13 protein-coding genes are annotated in these 14997 nt (G+C 66.0%); 6 read left to right on the forward strand and 7 right to left on the reverse strand.

The window, feature by feature from the left end; genetic code table 11:
• Nucleotides 1-26: 26 nt before the first annotated feature.
• Together K4G53_RS04450 and K4G53_RS04455 are read left to right on the forward strand one after the other, a co-directional pair.
• On the forward strand, nt 27-449 hold the full coding sequence (locus K4G53_RS04450) for a helix-turn-helix domain-containing protein (protein ID WP_221384297.1): 423 nt from the start codon (nt 27-29) through the stop codon (nt 447-449).
• The gene (locus K4G53_RS04455; RefSeq protein ID WP_308287820.1) at nt 449-1276 is read left to right on the forward strand and encodes an alpha/beta hydrolase; all 828 of its coding nucleotides are present in this window, start codon (nt 449-451) and stop codon (nt 1274-1276) included. The genes K4G53_RS04450 and K4G53_RS04455 overlap by 1 nt, the downstream gene beginning before the upstream one ends.
• Nucleotides 1277-1329: 53 nt before the next feature.
• On the opposite strand, the gene K4G53_RS04460 is transcribed toward K4G53_RS04455, so the two are convergent.
• Nucleotides 1330-2550, reverse strand: coding sequence for a CdaR family transcriptional regulator (locus K4G53_RS04460; protein ID WP_221384298.1), 1221 nt, complete (start codon nt 2548-2550; stop codon nt 1330-1332).
• Between the two features lie 231 nt (nt 2551-2781).
• Here K4G53_RS04460 and ald point away from each other — a divergent pair, with 231 nt between their 5' ends.
• Nucleotides 2782-3900: an alanine dehydrogenase gene (gene ald / locus K4G53_RS04465; RefSeq protein WP_221384299.1), complete on the forward strand. Its 1119-nt coding sequence runs from the start codon at nt 2782-2784 to the stop codon at nt 3898-3900.
• A gap of 51 nt (nt 3901-3951) precedes the next feature.
• Here ald and K4G53_RS04470 read toward each other — a convergent pair whose 3' ends face one another.
• The 6 genes from K4G53_RS04470 to K4G53_RS04495 form a co-directional block, all read right to left on the reverse strand.
• Nucleotides 3952-5034 carry a Gfo/Idh/MocA family oxidoreductase gene (locus K4G53_RS04470; protein ID WP_221384300.1) on the reverse strand — a complete coding sequence of 361 codons (1083 nt, stop codon included), beginning with the start codon at nt 5032-5034 and terminating at the stop codon, nt 3952-3954.
• Nucleotides 5035-5157: 123 nt separating this feature from the next.
• Nucleotides 5158-6873 carry an ABC transporter family substrate-binding protein gene (locus K4G53_RS04475; protein WP_221384301.1) on the reverse strand — a complete coding sequence of 572 codons (1716 nt, stop codon included), beginning with the start codon at nt 6871-6873 and terminating at the stop codon, nt 5158-5160.
• Between the two features lie 49 nt (nt 6874-6922).
• Nucleotides 6923-9160, reverse strand: coding sequence for an ABC transporter ATP-binding protein (locus K4G53_RS04480; RefSeq protein WP_221384302.1), 2238 nt, complete (start codon nt 9158-9160; stop codon nt 6923-6925).
• Nucleotides 9157-10146 (reverse strand): ABC transporter permease, encoded by a 990-nt coding sequence (locus tag K4G53_RS04485; RefSeq protein WP_221384303.1) that lies wholly within the window; start codon nt 10144-10146, stop codon nt 9157-9159. The genes K4G53_RS04480 and K4G53_RS04485 overlap by 4 nt, the downstream gene beginning before the upstream one ends.
• Nucleotides 10147-10148: 2 nt before the next feature.
• Nucleotides 10149-11132, reverse strand: a complete 984-nt coding sequence (locus K4G53_RS04490) for an ABC transporter permease (protein WP_221384304.1) — start codon at nt 11130-11132, stop codon at nt 10149-10151.
• Nucleotides 11133-11488: 356 nt separating this feature from the next.
• Nucleotides 11489-12100: a TetR/AcrR family transcriptional regulator gene (locus K4G53_RS04495; RefSeq protein ID WP_221384305.1), complete on the reverse strand. Its 612-nt coding sequence runs from the start codon at nt 12098-12100 to the stop codon at nt 11489-11491.
• A 120-nt stretch (nt 12101-12220) separates the two neighbouring features.
• Here K4G53_RS04495 and K4G53_RS04500 point away from each other — a divergent pair, with 120 nt between their 5' ends.
• From K4G53_RS04500 to K4G53_RS04510, 3 genes are all read left to right on the forward strand, one after another.
• Nucleotides 12221-12778: an NAD(P)H-dependent oxidoreductase gene (locus tag K4G53_RS04500; protein WP_221384306.1), complete on the forward strand. Its 558-nt coding sequence runs from the start codon at nt 12221-12223 to the stop codon at nt 12776-12778.
• Nucleotides 12779-12946: 168 nt separating this feature from the next.
• Complete coding sequence (locus K4G53_RS21220; RefSeq protein ID WP_260323237.1) at nt 12947-13606, forward strand: hypothetical protein; 660 nt, start codon at nt 12947-12949, stop codon at nt 13604-13606.
• 70 nt (nt 13607-13676) lie between these two features.
• Nucleotides 13677-14969, forward strand: a complete 1293-nt coding sequence (locus K4G53_RS04510; RefSeq protein WP_221384307.1) for a PLP-dependent aminotransferase family protein — start codon at nt 13677-13679, stop codon at nt 14967-14969.
• Nucleotides 14970-14997 lie beyond the last annotated feature (28 nt).

Consider the following 14997-nt stretch of genomic DNA (forward strand, 5'->3'; position numbering starts at 1 on the left):
GCCGCGCCGCGGGATAGGCTACGTCCATGGCACTGATAGCCCCCCGGGTCACGGCCGGCCTCCCTGCCGGCGAGGCGAGCAGCCTCGCGCGCGCCCTCGCGGACAGCAACGACATCACCGTCTTCGTGGACGGCACGGTCCACCGCCTGCCTGCCCAGGCGAGGGACGCCGTCGTGGACCTCCTTTCCCGGCTCAGCCGAGGCGAAACGGTGACGGTCAGCAGCGTCGAGGAAATGCTCACCACCTCGCAGGCAGCCGAGCTGGCAGGGATCTCGCACACCTACCTGCGCAACATGACGGACCGCGGTGAGATCCCGGTGGAGTACCGCGGCTCGCACCGCCGCATCCGGACGGCTGACATCATGGCGTGGCTCGAGAAGCAGAAGATAGCCGAACAGAAGCGCAAGCAGGGCAAGAACGCCGGGGTCGACGCCGGCACGGGAGCTTAGTGCGTACCTCATCGGCCTGGGGGCGCCGGAACGACGCTGAGCTGCACTCCGCCGACGTGGAGGCCCACGGTTTCACAGGCCGGATCCTTTGGACCGACGGCACCCCGGCCCCGGGACCGGACGCAGCGGCGGCCCCGGCAGTTCCGGCCTACATCCTGGTCCACGGCATCGGCGTTTCCCACCGCTACCATCGCCGGCTGCACCTTGAGCTGTCGCGCACCGCCCCGACCTACTCCGTCGACCTGCCTGGTTTCGCCGGAACACCCCGTCCCGGCCGCCAGCTTTCCGTGGCGGACTACGGCACCTTCATCGCCCAGGCGCTGAAGGCCAACGGCATCCGTTCCTACATCCTGGTGGGCCATTCCATGGGCGTGCAGTTTGCCATCGAGGCCGCACTCCACGCGCCGGCGCAGGCGCAGAAACTGGTGCTCATGGGCCCGGTGGTGGATGAGCGGCACAGAAGCGTCAGGCGCCAGGCGCTGGCCCTGTCCCTGGACGCCCTCCTGCGGGAGAGTGCGGGGTCCAACTGGATAGTGTTCTCGGACTACTTCCGGTGCGGGCCGCGCTGGTACTTCACCGAGCTTCCCGTCATGATGGCCTACCCCACGGAAAAGCGCCTGGCCGGAATCGACGTGCCCGTGCTGGTCCTGCGTGGTAGCCGGGACCAGGTGGCCGGCCCGGAATGGTCGATGCGGCTTTCCATCGTTGTGCCGCAGGGGCGGTTCGTGGAGATCCCGGGCGCCGGCCACGTGGTCCAGCACCTGCGGCCGCGGGAGGTTGCGGAGGCCATCGCGGCTTTTGCGGCCATTCCCGCCGTGCAGGGCTGACCTCGGTACAGGGATGACCTCAGTGCAGGGTTGACCTCAGTGCAGGGCTGACCTCAGATCCTGGGCCGGCTGGCCCAGCGCCGCATCTTGAGCGCGGCGTGCAGTTCCAGGCGGACCATGCCCTTCAGCGGATCCACCCCCAGCAGCTGGCGGATCCGGCCCAGCCTGTTATAGATGCTGCTGCGGTGCAGGTGGAGCTTGGTGGCCACGTCCTGGACTGCGCCGTCGTTGTCGTACAGCAGTTCCAGGACGGGGATGAGCTCATTGTTGCGGTCATGGTCCTCAAGCATCCGGAAGTAGACGGAGCCGGAATCCGCCCAGGCCCCCACCCCTCCCCCGGCCGAGGCCAGCAGCTGGTACACGCCAATGGACCGGCAGTCCACCAGTTCGCCGAGCTGGGGATCGACGGCGGCCGCCTGGGCTGCCACCCGAGACTGGCGGTAGGCCTCGGACAGCTGGCGGGTTTTCGCGAACCCCTCACTGATCCCCAGGATGATTCTGTGCACGGGGCGGCCGGACCGCTTGGCCAGTTCCAGCTGGTAGTGGACCAGGAGCTGGGCGTGGTTGGCCCGGCCGGTGGATTCGCGGAACAGCACCACCGAGTGGGTTTCGGTGCCCGCACTGAACAGGGCCGCGTCCATGCCCACGGTTGCCTGGAGCGCTGTTGACCGGTGGATCAGGGTGGACGCGATGGGGTCCGGACCGCTGGCCCAGCCGTCGGCATCGAGCACCGTGACCATCTGCCACGGGCCGCGGCCCTGGACTTCCTTCCAGCCCGCTACGGCAGCCACGGCGTTGGGCTCGCCGGCACAGGCTGAGAGGAATTCCCGCTCCCGGCCCCGCCGGAATTCGGATTCGGCAGTGTTGGAGTCCAGCAGGAGCCCAGAAAGCAGCTCAAGCTCGTGGTTGACGGCAGGCAGCTGGGTGAGGATCGCCGTCGGGCTTTCCTCCGCGGAGTCCTGCTGCACCCACAGGTAGCCAACGCGGAAGCCGCGCACCATCAGAGGCACGCAGACCCTGCCCAGCATGCCCAGGTCCGGGTTTGCCGGAACCACCACGGGCCGCACAGCCGTGGCAATGCCGTGCGACAGCTGCCACGCACTCACGTCCGCAGGGACCTTCTTGCTCAGCAGGAAGTTCACGCGCACCCGGTCGGCGTGGGACTGGTTGGAGCTGTAGGCCAGCAGCAGCCCGTCCAGGTCCTCGAGCGACAGGCCCCGGCCCAGCTTTTGCGCCACCTGTTCCACGAGCTCTTCCACACCCTGCTGCTGCATGCGCCCACATTACTGCCTGCGGCGCAGGCCGGACGAACGGACAGCAGGCGACACTTGCCGCCCCAAGACTCGACGAATGTCGAGCTAAGCGGTGAAAAACCCGCGGAATGGCGCGGTTTTCGCTCCTCACCTCCGAAACCATCGTGTTGGCTGGCTCACAGCCGGATTTATCGTTGAAACACGAAATCCTTCCATCTTTCCGGCCCACCGGCCCAGAACCTGGAGCACACGATGATCATCGGCGTCCCCAAAGAAATCAAGAACAACGAATTCCGGGTGGCCATCACCGCCGCCGGCGTCCACGAGTTCCGCACCCACGGCCACACCGTCCTGGTGGAACGCGGCGCGGGCCTGGGGTCCGGCATCACGGACGAGGAATACGCCATCGCAGGCGCCGTGATCGTCAACGAGGCGGATGACGTCTGGGGCCGCGCGGACATGGTGATGAAGGTCAAGGAGCCCATCAAGGCCGAATACCACCGCTTCCGCAAGGGCCTGATCCTCTTCACCTACCTGCACCTGGCGGCCGAGCCCGAACTGACCCGCGAGCTCATCAACTCCGGCGTCACCGCCATCGCCTACGAGACGGTGCAGGAAGGCCGCAGCCTGCCGCTGCTGGCCCCCATGTCCGAGGTTGCCGGCCGGCTTTCCGTCCAGGTTGGCGCCTCTTCCCTCATGGCACCTGCCGGCGGCAAGGGCGTGCTGCTGGGCGGCGTGCCCGGCGTCCGCCCCGCCAAGGTTGTCGTCCTGGGCGCCGGCGTGGCCGGCACCAACGCTGCAGCCATGGCCCTGGGCCTGGGTGCCGACGTGACCATCCTGGACATCAACATCAACCGCCTCCGCGACCTCGACGCCCAGTACCAGGGCCGGCTGAAGACCGTTGCGTCCAACAAGTACGAGATCGAGAAGTCAGTGGTGGATGCCGATCTGGTTATCGGATCTGTGCTGATCCCCGGCGCCAAGGCCCCCAAGCTGGTCACCAACGACCTCGTAGCCCGGATGAAGCCCGGCTCGGTCCTGGTGGACATCGCAGTGGACCAGGGCGGCTGCTTCGAGGACACCCACCCCACCACGCACCAGGAACCCACGTACAAGGTGCACAACACCATCTTCTACTGCGTGGCCAACATGCCCGGCGCCGTCCCCAACACGTCGACCTACGCGCTGACCAACGTCACCCTGCGCTACGCCGTTGCACTGGCAAACCTGGGCGTCAAGGCCGCCTTCGACCGCGACCCCGCCCTGGCCGCCGGCCTCAACATCGCCGCCGGCCACGTGGCACACCACTCCGTGTCCGAGGCCCACAACCTGCCCCTCGTTGCCGACTGGCACGAACTGGTTTCGGCCTAGTCCCATCCATCGATTGCTCCGTAGCTGTCCATTTGAACCCCAAAACGGCGGTTAGGGAGCAATCGATTGGTTCTTAGCCAGGTCGCGGGCAGCCTCGATGATCTTCAGGACCTCGACCGCGTCCTCGGGGTTTACCGGGAGGGGCAGGGCTGACGCTGTTCCGCCGTCGAGGATCTTCTCCGCCAGGATCCGGTAGAACTCGGGGTAGTTTCCGCGTTCAGTGGGCAGGGCTGCGAGGTGCCCGTCGCGGCCCAGCAGCCCTGCCCATTCCCGCGCCTCAACACCATAGTCCGCATCGAGGGGACTGCCGCCGGCCGCGACGTAGGGCTCCTGCGGGTCCACCCCGTTCTTGGTGAAGCCGCCCACCGAACCCAGCACCCGGAACCGCGGGCCCTGCTGGGCGCACAGCATGTTCATTGTCAGGTGGCTGGTTACCCCGGATTCGTGCCGCAAAACCAGGAACACATCGTCGTCCGCGCGCTCGTCGGACCTGCGGGCGCGCAACTCGGCGTGCACCACCTGGGCAGGGCCAAAAAGCTGCAGCGCCTGGTCGATCAGGTGGCTGCCTAGGTCGAAAAGCGCACCGCCTCCATCCGCGGCCGTGGCCCTGGCCTTCCAGGCCTTGGTAATCGTGGGTGACCAGCGCTCCAACCGCGACTCGAACCTGGTGACATGGCCCAGGGCCTGGGCGGCCAGGAGCTTCCGCAGGGTAAGGAAGTCCCCGTCCCACCGCCTGTTGTGGAACACCGTCAGTACCCGGCCAAGCCGCCCGGCGAGTCCGATCAGTTCCTGCCCCTCCTTGCTGGTGACGGCGAACGGCTTGTCCACGACTACATCCAGCCCCGCCTCCAACGCCGCCTTGGCGTACGGATAGTGCGTTGCGGGCGGCGTGCCCAGCACGATGAGGTCGAGGCCATCTGCCCGCCGGAGGACAGCGTCGGCGTCGCGCACAACGTCAACGTCCGGAAGCCGCGCCAGGGCGGCCTTCTGCCGCTCGGCGTCGGACGTGGCAACCACCTTCAGCGCGTAGCTGTCGTTCGCCGCGATGAGCGGCGCGTGGAAGACGCTGCCGGACAGCCCGTAGCCGACGACGGCGGTGCGGATAGTGCGGGGTGCAGCTTCAGTCCCGGTCATGGAAGCAACGCTACCCCGGGCCGGCAGTCTTAAACGGTCCGGCGGTCCTAAACAGCGAGCCGGCACCCCCTGTGGCCAGGAGGTGCCGGCTTCCGTTATGCGGCTGGCGCTATCAGCCGGCGGCTACTTCTTTTCCCAGCCGATGGTGGTCCAGTCCGGCACCTGTGAGTTGCTCTGGAACAGGGAGGGGCCGTAGTTGGCCAGGCCGGAGCGGACGAAGGAGATCTGCGGGCCGTTCATGACCACACCCATGGAGAAGTACTTCGCCATGTGCTCCTTCTCCACGTCCATCGCAGCCTTGTTGCGTGCTGCATTGTCCTCAATGGAGGCAAGGTCCGCGATCTTCTTGTCCAGCTCGGCATCGCCCAGCTTGTTCTCGTTGGTCTTGGAGTCGTAGTACTGCTTGACGGCGTCCGTGGCGTCCGCGCCCACCGTGTAGCCGGAGACGCTCATGTCGAACTCGCGGGAACCGAGGACCTTGCCGAAGTCGGCGGAGGCGCGCTGGTCGATGCCCACGTCCATGCCGCCTGCCTGGAGCTGCTTCTGCAGGGTCTGGGTGAAGGCGAGGGTGGTGGGGTCGTCACCGAAGTTGCTGATCTTGAAGGCAGCCGGCTTGCCGTCCTTCTCCATGATGCCGTTGGCGTTGGCCGTGTAGCCGGCGTCGGTGAGGACCTTCTTGGCGGCGTCCGGCCCCGTTTCCTTGACCGGGTAGTTGTCCTGGTAGTACTCGGAGAACGGCAGCAGCATCATGGAACCGGAGCTCGGCTCCTCCCAGTTAAGGCCGTTGAAGCGCACCTTGCGCAGCGCCTCGCGGTCCACTGCGGCGAAGATGGCCTTGCGGACTGCAACGTCGGTGATGCGCTGGGCGTTCAGGTTCATGCCGCCGGCGAAGAGACGCTGGCCGCGGCGGATGTCGGAATCCTTGGTGCCGTCCAGCTGCTTGTAGAGGGAAATGGTGTTGGCGGACATGGCGTCGATCTCGCCGTTCTTGAACGCGGCGATCTGCGCGCTGGTTTCCAGCTGGCGGAAGGTCACGTTTGCCAGGACCGGTTTGGCGCCCCACCACTTGTCATTCGGCACCAGGGTCACGGTCTTCGCGGCCGTGTCGTACTGGTCAAGTTTGAAGGGGCCGGCCATCCACTCGGGGTGCAGGTTGCCGTTGAAGCCTTCGTTGAAGATCTCCGGGGTGTTAACGGCGGGGTGGATGAGTCCGAAGAAGAGCGAATCCACAGGGAAGACCGGGCGGCTGGTCTTGACGATGACTTCCTTGTCGCTGCTTCCTGCCTCGACGGAGTCAACGAACTCGTAGGCACCGGAGCTGACGATGTCGTAGCCGGCGTCGGGGCTCTTGAGGATGTTCCAGGTGTTCTTGAAGGCCTTGACGTCGATGGGGGTGCCGTCGTTGTAGGTGGCCTTGGGGTTCACCTTGATGGTGATGGTCTGCTTGCCGTCCTTGACTTGGCTGTCCACCGACTCGCAGAAGTCCTTGTTGGGGGTGACCTTGCCCTTGAAGTCCACCTTCCAGCAGCCGCCGATGCCGCCACTGTTCATGGCAACCGGGTTCATGGGAACCTGCAGGGCAGAGTTGTCCGCGCTGTTGCCGTTGTTGGAGAACCCGTTGAAGTCCGGCCCGATGTTGCCCAGCGGAAGGGTGACCTTGCCGCCCTGCTGAAGATCCGCGGCGGGCTTCTCGTTGATGCTGATGAGCTTGGACAGGTCGCTGCCTGCCTCCTGCCCCTTGGCCGTTTCGGGGCCGCTGGCACCGCCACCGCCGCACGCTGTCAGCGCCAGGGCCGCAGCAACGGCTGCAGCTCCGCCGATCCTGTTCAGTTTCCTCATGGTTTTCCCTTCATTGGTGCGAGTGGTGGTGCTTGTGGGGCTGAAAAATCTAGGGTGCATGGTTCTCCGCCGGTTCGTGGACCACCAGCATGTCCTCATCCAGTGCGCCGTCCGGGAAGAAGCACGCGAACCGCTGGTCGTACGGGTGTACGGGGGCATTCTGCAGGGCCTGCGCGGCCGCTGAAGGCCTGACGGACTCCAACGGCGGTTCCAGGCTGAGGCACTTTTCCTGCTTCGCCGGCGGCAGCGCGGCGAAGACAGGGCAACGGGTGGCGAAGTTGCAGCCCTTGGGCGCCTGCAGCGGCGACGGGAGGTCGCCCTGGAGGATGATGCGCTCCCGGGTCCGTTCCAGCCGCGGGTCGGGCACCGGGATTGCCGAGAGGAGCGCCCGGGTGTAGGGGTGGCGCGGGTTGTCAAAGACCCTGTCCACCTCGCCGATTTCCACGATCTTCCCGAGGTACATCACGGCCACCCGGTTCGAAATGTGGCGGACCACCGAGAGATCGTGCGCCACCAGCAGGTAGCTCAGGCCGAGTTCCGCGCGGAGGTGGTCCAGGAGGTTGATCACGCCGGCCTGGACCGAAACATCCAGGGCCGAGACGGGTTCGTCCAGGACCACGAGCTTAGGGTTGACGGCCAGTGCCCGGGCTATCCCGATGCGCTGCCGCTGCCCGCCGGAAAACTGGTTGGGGAAGCGGTTGACGTGGTCCGGCTGCAGGCCCACGAGCTTCATCAGCTCCATGATCCGCTTCCTGATGGCCGCCCGGTCCATGCCGGCGTTCTGCAGTGGCTCGGCGAGGACTTCGTACACGGTGAACCGGGGGTCCAGGGCGCCGGTGGGGTCCTGGAACACCATCTGGAGTTCCCGGCGCATCCTTGCCTTGGTCTTCGCGTCCGCCGCCTGCTTGTTGCTGAGGCCGCCGATCACCACCTCGCCGTCCTGGTCCTGGTGGAACTCCATGATCTCCAGCAGGGTGGTGGTCTTGCCGGAACCCGATTCGCCCACGATGGAGAAACATTCGCCTTCGCGGATGTCGAAGCTCACGCCGTCCACGGCCTTGACGGTACCGATCCTGCGTTTGATCAGCGCACCCCTGGTCAGCGGGAAGTGCTTCTTCACGTCCTTGAGCTGCAACACGGTGGTCCGCTCGGCCCGGGGAACCGCGTCGAAGCGGGACACCGGCACGGGCGGGGCCGCGAACACGTCGTGGACATCCACGTCCCCGCCCAGGGCGTCGGATTTGATGCAGGCGGCACTGTGCAGTCCCTGGCCGTCGACGGATGCCAGGGCGGGTTCGCCATCAAGGCATGCGTCCGAGGCCAGCGGGCAGCGGGGCGCGAACGAGCATCCGGTGGGCGTGTTGAGCAGGTTCGGGGGCATGCCTTCGATGGGAACGAGCGAAGACTTTTCCGCCACGTCCACGCGCGGCACGGCTCCGAGCAGCCCCATGGTGTACGGCATCCGCGGGTCGTAGTAGATATCGTCCACGGCACCGGTCTCCACGGGCTTGCCCGCGTACATGACCATGATGTCGTCCGCCATCCCGGCAACCACGCCGAGATCGTGGGTGATCATGACGACGGCGGCGCCGGTCTCCTCCTGGGCGGTATGCAGCACCTCAAGCACCTGGGCCTGGATCGTGACGTCCAGTGCCGTCGTCGGCTCATCCGCAATGAGGACACGCGGGTTGTTGGCGATGGCGATCGCGATCATCACGCGCTGCCGCATGCCGCCGGAGAACTCGTGCGGGAAGGCACGCAGCCTGTCCTTGGGGCTGGGGATACCCACCATGGCCAAAAGTTCGACGGCGCGCGCCTCCTTGGCTTTCCGGCTCATGGCCGGATGGTGGATGGTCAGCGCTTCGATGATTTGGGTGCCGACGGTGAAGACGGGGGTGAGGGAGGACAGCGGGTCCTGGAAGACCATGGCGAGTTCATTGCCGCGGTATTCGCACATGGCCTTGTCGCTCAGTCCCAGCAGTTCGCGGCCCTTGAGGCGGACGGAGCCGGAAACCTCGGCCGTGGACGGGAGGAGGCCCATGATGGCCAGGGAGGTGACCGACTTGCCCGAGCCTGATTCACCCACGATTCCCAGGGTCTTGCCGGGCATCAGGTCCAAGTCGACGCCACGTACGGCGTGGACCACACCATTCTCTGAATTGAAGCGAACATTCAGGTCACGGACCGACAAGACTGCGTCGGCAGGGGCGTGCAACCCTGCCACATGCAGGCGCTCCACCTCCGGCCGTGCTGGTCCCGTGGCTCCGGTGGTGGTTTCGCTGCTCATGCCGTCTTCTTTTCCGCGCGGGTTTTCCGGATTTTGGCCTGCCGTGCCTCGCCGGTGGAACTGGAGCTGGGGTCGAAGGCATCGCGCAGGCCGTCGTTCATCATGGCCAGTGAACCCGTCAGCAGGAACATGACAGTGAGCGGAACCCAGAACATCCAGGGGAATGTCTGGACCTGGGAGGTGGCGCCCCCGATCAGCACCCCGAGGCTTACGTCCGGGACTTTGATGCCGATGCCGATGAAGGAGAAGGCAACTTCGGCAAGGATCGCCGCGGTGACGCCCCGCGTGATGTCCAGGATCAGGAGCGATCCGATGTTCGGCACGAGGTGGCGCCAGACGATGCGCCGCGGCGGTACGCCCATGTACTGGGCCGCCTTGACGAAGTCCCGCTGCATCAGGGACATGGACATGGAACGGATCAAGCGGGCGGTGCCCATCCAGCTGAAGACCAGCAGGACGATGATGAGCAGCAGCCAGGACGGAAGGTCGCGTTTCAGGCCCGCGCCGCCGCCGCTGGTGGCAACGGCCACCACCAGGAGCGCCGGCATCATGATCAAGGCCTCCAGGACGAACAGCATCACCTTGTCCACGTTGCCGCCGAAGTAGGCCATGGTGCAGCCGTAGACGGCGGCGATCAGGACCGAGACGAGGCCCACCACAAGGCCGATCAGGATGGAGATCCTGGTGCCTTCGACCGTCATGGCGTAGAGGTCGATGCCGGCTTGGGAGGTGCCGAGGAAGTGCTCGGCGGAGGGCGGCATCCCGATGTTGAAGGGGTCGATGGTTTCCTTGTCCCAGGGAGTGAAAAACCCGCCGATGAACGAGAAAAGAGTCAGGACCAGGAAGATGGCCAGGCCGGCCACCGCTGTCTTGTTCCGGAGGAAGCGGCGGAAAATGATGGTGGATTTTCCGATGACGACGTCGGCGCTTTCCAGGTGCGCGTCCTGGGCCACGGCTGCCGGGTCGACGGCGTTCAGGTTGGTCATTGTTACTGCACCCGCACTCTCGGGTCGACAAGCGTGGTGGCGAAGTCCGCCAGGATGGCGCCGATGGCGAAGATGACGGAGCCGTAAGCGAGCGTGGCCGTGGCGGCATTGACGTCCTGCAGCGAGATGGCGTCGATGCTCCAGGAGCCGACGCCGGGCCAGGCGAAGATCTTTTCGGCGAAGAAGCCGCCGGCAAAGATGGCCGGGATGGTGAAGGCGATGCTTTGGGCGACCGGGATGAATGAGACCCGGAGCGCGTGCCGGGCGATCGCCTGGTTCCGGCTCAGGCCCTTGGCACGTGCGGTCCGGACGAAGTCGGCGTTGACGTTGTCCAGCAGGTACTGGCGCTGCGCAATCTGGTAGGCGCCCCAGCCCACGAGGGTGATGGCGAGGGTGGGCACGACGTAGTGCGCCAACAGGTCAACGAACTGGGGCCACCCGGGCGATATGCCCGGGGTGGAGATGCCGGTGACGAAAAAGATGCGGCTGCCCACGGTCTCGTTGATGTTGATGGCGCCCAGCTGCACCAGGAAGTAGGCGATGGGGGCCGGGACGATGTAGGCCAGGTAGCTGTAGGAGGTGATGGCCCGGTCCTGGAATTTGTACTGGCGGGCCGCCGAGTAGACGCCAAGTGCGACGCCGATGACCAGGGTCAGGATGATCGATGCCAGGAAGAGCCGGGTGGAGATCCAGACCCGGTCACCGAATTCGGCGTTGATATAGGCCCCGTTGGGGCTCCGGCCCCAGTCCCACCGGGTCACGATGCCGGTGAGCCAGTCGACGTACCGTTCCCACGGGCTCAGGTCCGGGTCCAGCCCTTTGAGGCGCATGGAATTGGCCACCTGCTCCGGGGTGGGCCGGGGAATGCGTTCCTGTTCCAGCAGCGCCGGCTTGAGCGAACTGACGGCCAGGAAGTATCCGGCCGAGGTGGTCAGGAAAATCATGACCAGGTACGTGATGCCGCGCTTTGCGAGGTACTTGAGCATGGCGCGCTATTTCTCCGGCAGCGCCGCCGGGTGCCGAACGGAGGAACACCCCGGTGTCCGCTGGTATGCCATGCCGCTGGCCAACTCAACCATCACTGCTGGATCCTTCCGTCTCCCCCGGACAAGCACGGATTGTGCCGCCTCACCGGGTCCTGTACCAGCGGGTAGCTGGCCTCCCGCAGCCCAAGGGCCGGTCCTGGTGGACTATGTCGCGGGTCACATTCCAGAGGAAACTATCACAAGCCCCAGCCCGAAAAGCGCGGTAATCCCCTGAAATCCGGCGCGCCGTATCAGATCGTTATGAATAGTTCTGTGAAGTTGGTGTGACTGGACGCGGGGGGCTCCAGGCGCGTAATCTACCCGCCGCCCACTACTCGTGTGACAAGATCCCGCCACGAGGCGGCGAGCTGTGCGCTTGTCACGCCATGCTCCCGGACAAGGTGCAGGAGCCGCCCGGGGTCCAGCGTCGCAGTCAGGGAACCGGCCATGAGCCAGGGATCGGAGGATCCAAAACGGGCCTCCCGGAGCAGCATTTCGACATGCCTGTTCCAGAGTGCCGCGGCGGGCACCTCGAAACGGCCCCGCGACGCAACTTCGGCGGCAAGCACAAGATCCCCGTACGCGACGACGTACGCGATCCGTTCAGTCCCAAAAGCAACAAGGCGGTCAAGCGCGGGGGCGCCAGGGCCCAGTGGTGGAGGCCCAAAGAGGAAGCGGGACTGGAAGGCGGCCTCTGACTCGTTGAGCAGCGTCAGCATCAGGCCCGCCCGGCTTCCGAAGCGGCGGAAAACCGTTCCCTTGCCCACCCCCGCCCGCTCCGCCAGCCGGTCCATGGTGAGCCCTTCGGCCCCGCACTCGTCAATCAACTCCCGGGCAGCCGCCACCAGGCGCTCCCGGTTCCGGGCGGCATCGCTGCGTTCGGCGGGCGCGGCCGGGCCGGTTCCCGGCCGCATTGGGATCAGGCTCACAAAAACAGTGTAGCCGCGGGGAATAGAACCGGACTACGGTCCGTTTAGTCTGGTGAAGGCCTGAAAAGCCTGAAATTTTGTTCGTCCCGCGGCCCGCCGCGGCCCTACCCAGGAGCCTCAATGACCAAGAGCACCGTACTTACCCTCGTCGGCAGCCTTCGTGCCGAATCCACCAACCAGAAGCTTGCCGAAGCGATCCAGCTCAACGCCCCCGAGCAGGTGGACGTGGTGATCCACGAAAGCCTCGGCAACATCCCGTTCTACAACGAAGACATCGACGTCGACGGCCAGGTACCTGCCGCCGCAGCCGCCCTGCGCGCCGCAGCCAACGAGGCGGACACCATCCTGCTCGTGACCCCTGAACACAATGGCACCGTTCCGGCCGCGCTGAAGAACGCCATCGACTGGCTGTCGCGCCCCTTCGGCGCGGGTGCGCTGGCAGGCAAGCCCACCGCCGTCGTCGGCACCGCCTTTGGACAGTACGGAGGCGTTTGGGCCCAGGACGAGGCCCGCAAGGCCGTGGGTATCGCCGGCGCCGAGGTGCTCGGGGACGTCAAGCTTGCCGTCCCTGGCTCCATGGTCCGCTTCGCGGAGATCCACCCTAAGGACGACGCCGAGATCGTGGAGCAGATCAAGGGCATCTTCGACGCCCTCGCCGCTTCCAGCCCCGCAGCCTGACGCACGGCTTCCAGTGCCCGGCACGCCATGGCGTGCCGGGCACTGGCGCATCCGGGTACGGTCCGTGACCAACTCTTGTCCCAACCGGTACCTGCCAGACATCCATGCGGGAGGCGGGGACCGTAGCGTTAATCCCCTCAAGTTCCCGGGAGCGGATTGCGGTGCAGGATGGCAGACGGATGGAACCGGCAGGCATACGCGGCCGGCCTGCTGGCTGCGTCCGCCTGCCTGGCCCTGCCCGTTGCGCTCGGCGGCTGCACGGACCAGCCCCCGGTGGAGCCTGGGGCTTCTTCCAGCCCGGCCGCAGCGGGCCTCCGTGGCGCGGCACCGTCCGTCACGGCAGTTCCCGCCGCGCCACAGGCCTCCCCCGAAGGCAGGCTTGTCGGCAGCGGCGGCCCGGGCACCGCGCCAACCCGGCCCGTGACTGCGTACTACGTGCTTCCGGCCGACGGCGGCAGCCGCGGCGTCCGCTTCGGCTGCAATGACAGCCTGGTAGCGCTTCCCACGACCGGTCCCGCATCCGGTGACGCACTCGCCTCATCGGTGTCCGCCCTGCTGGCCAGCCCGCAGGCGCCGCAGGCCACCGGCACCGCATTGCCCCGGCTGTACAACGCGCTGGCAGGTTCACGGCTGACCTTCCTCTCCGGCAGCTTCGACGGCACCACGGTAACTCTCTACCTGACGGGATCACTGCGGCCGGACAGCCCCTGCGACGCGCCCCGCATCGAGGCGCAACTGACGCAGACGGCGGTGGCGGCGGTGGGTGCCATCCGCGCCGATATCCACGTCAACGGGCAGAGCCTGGCGGACGCCCTCAAGGTGAAGTAGTCCCAACAACAGGTGCGCAATCAACAACAGTCGTTGCTTTTTAGGCAACTAACAGCTGTATCCTGTGGGTGTGAGCCACGAAACACTTGATGCCGCGGCAGGCACGCTGCCAGCCGAAGCCATTGATGCCATCGAACGCGCCGCCACCTCGGCCCACCGCCATGAGGAACTGTTCTCCGAACGGGCGGCCAACATCCGGCAGTCTGCCGTGCGGGATGTCTTCGACATCTCGCTCCGCCCCGGGCTGGTTTCACTGGCCGGCGGCAGCCCCTACCTCCAGTCACTGCCGATGGAACGCCTGGCCGCAACGGCTGCCAAAATCATTTCCGAAGACGGGCTGACGGCGCTGCAGTACGGCCCGGGGCAGGGAACCGAAGAACTGCGCACGCAGATCTGCGAGGTAATGGCCGCGGAGGGCATCAAGGACGCCTCGCCCCGCAACGTGGTGATCACGGCCGGTTCCCAGTCCGCGCAGGACGTCGCAACCAAACTGTTCTGCAACCCCGGCGACGTGGTACTGGTGGAGGACCCCACCTACGTTGGCGCACTGAACACCTTCGAGTCCTACCAGGTCCAGGTGGAAACAGTTGAAATGGACGGGTACGGCCTGGTCCCCGAACTGCTCGAAGCCCGGATTGCCGCGCTCCAGCTCGCCGGCAAGAGCATCAAGTTCCTCTACACCATCCCCAACTTCAACAACCCTTCCGGGATCACGCTGGCCAGGGAGCGCCGCCAGCAAATAGTGGACATATGCCGCCGTGCGAATATTTTGATCCTTGAGGACAATCCCTACGGGCTGCTGCGCTTCGAAGGCCAGCCACTTGCCCCCCTCCGGGCGGACAATCCCGACGACGTCATTTACCTGGGTTCCTTTTCCAAAATCTTTGCCCCCGGGCTGCGGATCGGATGGGCACTCGTGCCCGAGCACCTGCAGCGGCGCTATTACCTTGCCGCGGAATCGGTGACGCTCTGCCCGCCGGCCCTGAACCAGATGCTGGTCTCCGCTTACCTCCGCGACTACGACTGGAAGGGCCAGATCGAGACCTACCGCGGGCTCTACGCCGAACGCTGCCGCGCCATGCTCGCCGCCCTCAAGGAATACATGCCCGCCGGAACCACGTGGACCACCCCGCAGGGCGGGTTCTTCGTCTGGGTAACGCTGCCGGAGGGCATTGACACGTATCCACTGCTGCACAAGGCGATCGACGCGGGAGTGGTGTTTATCCCCGGTGCCGCCTTCACGCCGTCGGACGATCCGTCCAACAAGCTCCGGCTGGCCTTCAGTGCCGTGGGTCCGGAAGCTATCACCGAAGGGGTGCGGCGACTGGCGCCGGTGCTTCAGGAAGCCATGGCCGCCCTGTAGCGTAAGCCTCACGATTGCCGTAAACCGA

The sequence above is a fragment of the Arthrobacter sp. MAHUQ-56 genome, assembly GCF_019710585.1.
GTDB lineage: Bacteria > Actinomycetota > Actinomycetes > Actinomycetales > Micrococcaceae > Arthrobacter.

Excerpts from the sequence above, each read along its gene's own strand:
- K4G53_RS04450 (WP_221384297.1), top strand. The coding sequence starts at position 27 with ATGGCACTGATAGCCCCCCGGGTCACGGCCGGCCTCCCTGCCGGCGAG.
- ald (WP_221384299.1), top strand. The coding sequence starts at position 2,782 with ATGATCATCGGCGTCCCCAAAGAAATCAAGAACAACGAATTCCGGGTG.
- K4G53_RS04490 (WP_221384304.1), bottom strand. The coding sequence starts at position 11,132 with ATGCTCAAGTACCTCGCAAAGCGCGGCATCACGTACCTGGTCATGATT.
- K4G53_RS04485 (WP_221384303.1), bottom strand. The coding sequence starts at position 10,146 with ATGACCAACCTGAACGCCGTCGACCCGGCAGCCGTGGCCCAGGACGCG.
- K4G53_RS04480 (WP_221384302.1), bottom strand. The coding sequence starts at position 9,160 with ATGAGCAGCGAAACCACCACCGGAGCCACGGGACCAGCACGGCCGGAG.
- K4G53_RS04460 (WP_221384298.1), bottom strand. The coding sequence starts at position 2,550 with ATGCAGCAGCAGGGTGTGGAAGAGCTCGTGGAACAGGTGGCGCAAAAG.
- K4G53_RS04470 (WP_221384300.1), bottom strand. The coding sequence starts at position 5,034 with ATGACCGGGACTGAAGCTGCACCCCGCACTATCCGCACCGCCGTCGTC.
- K4G53_RS04500 (WP_221384306.1), top strand. The coding sequence starts at position 12,221 with ATGACCAAGAGCACCGTACTTACCCTCGTCGGCAGCCTTCGTGCCGAA.
- K4G53_RS04475 (WP_221384301.1), bottom strand. The coding sequence starts at position 6,873 with ATGAGGAAACTGAACAGGATCGGCGGAGCTGCAGCCGTTGCTGCGGCC.
- K4G53_RS21220 (WP_260323237.1), top strand. The coding sequence starts at position 12,947 with ATGGCAGACGGATGGAACCGGCAGGCATACGCGGCCGGCCTGCTGGCT.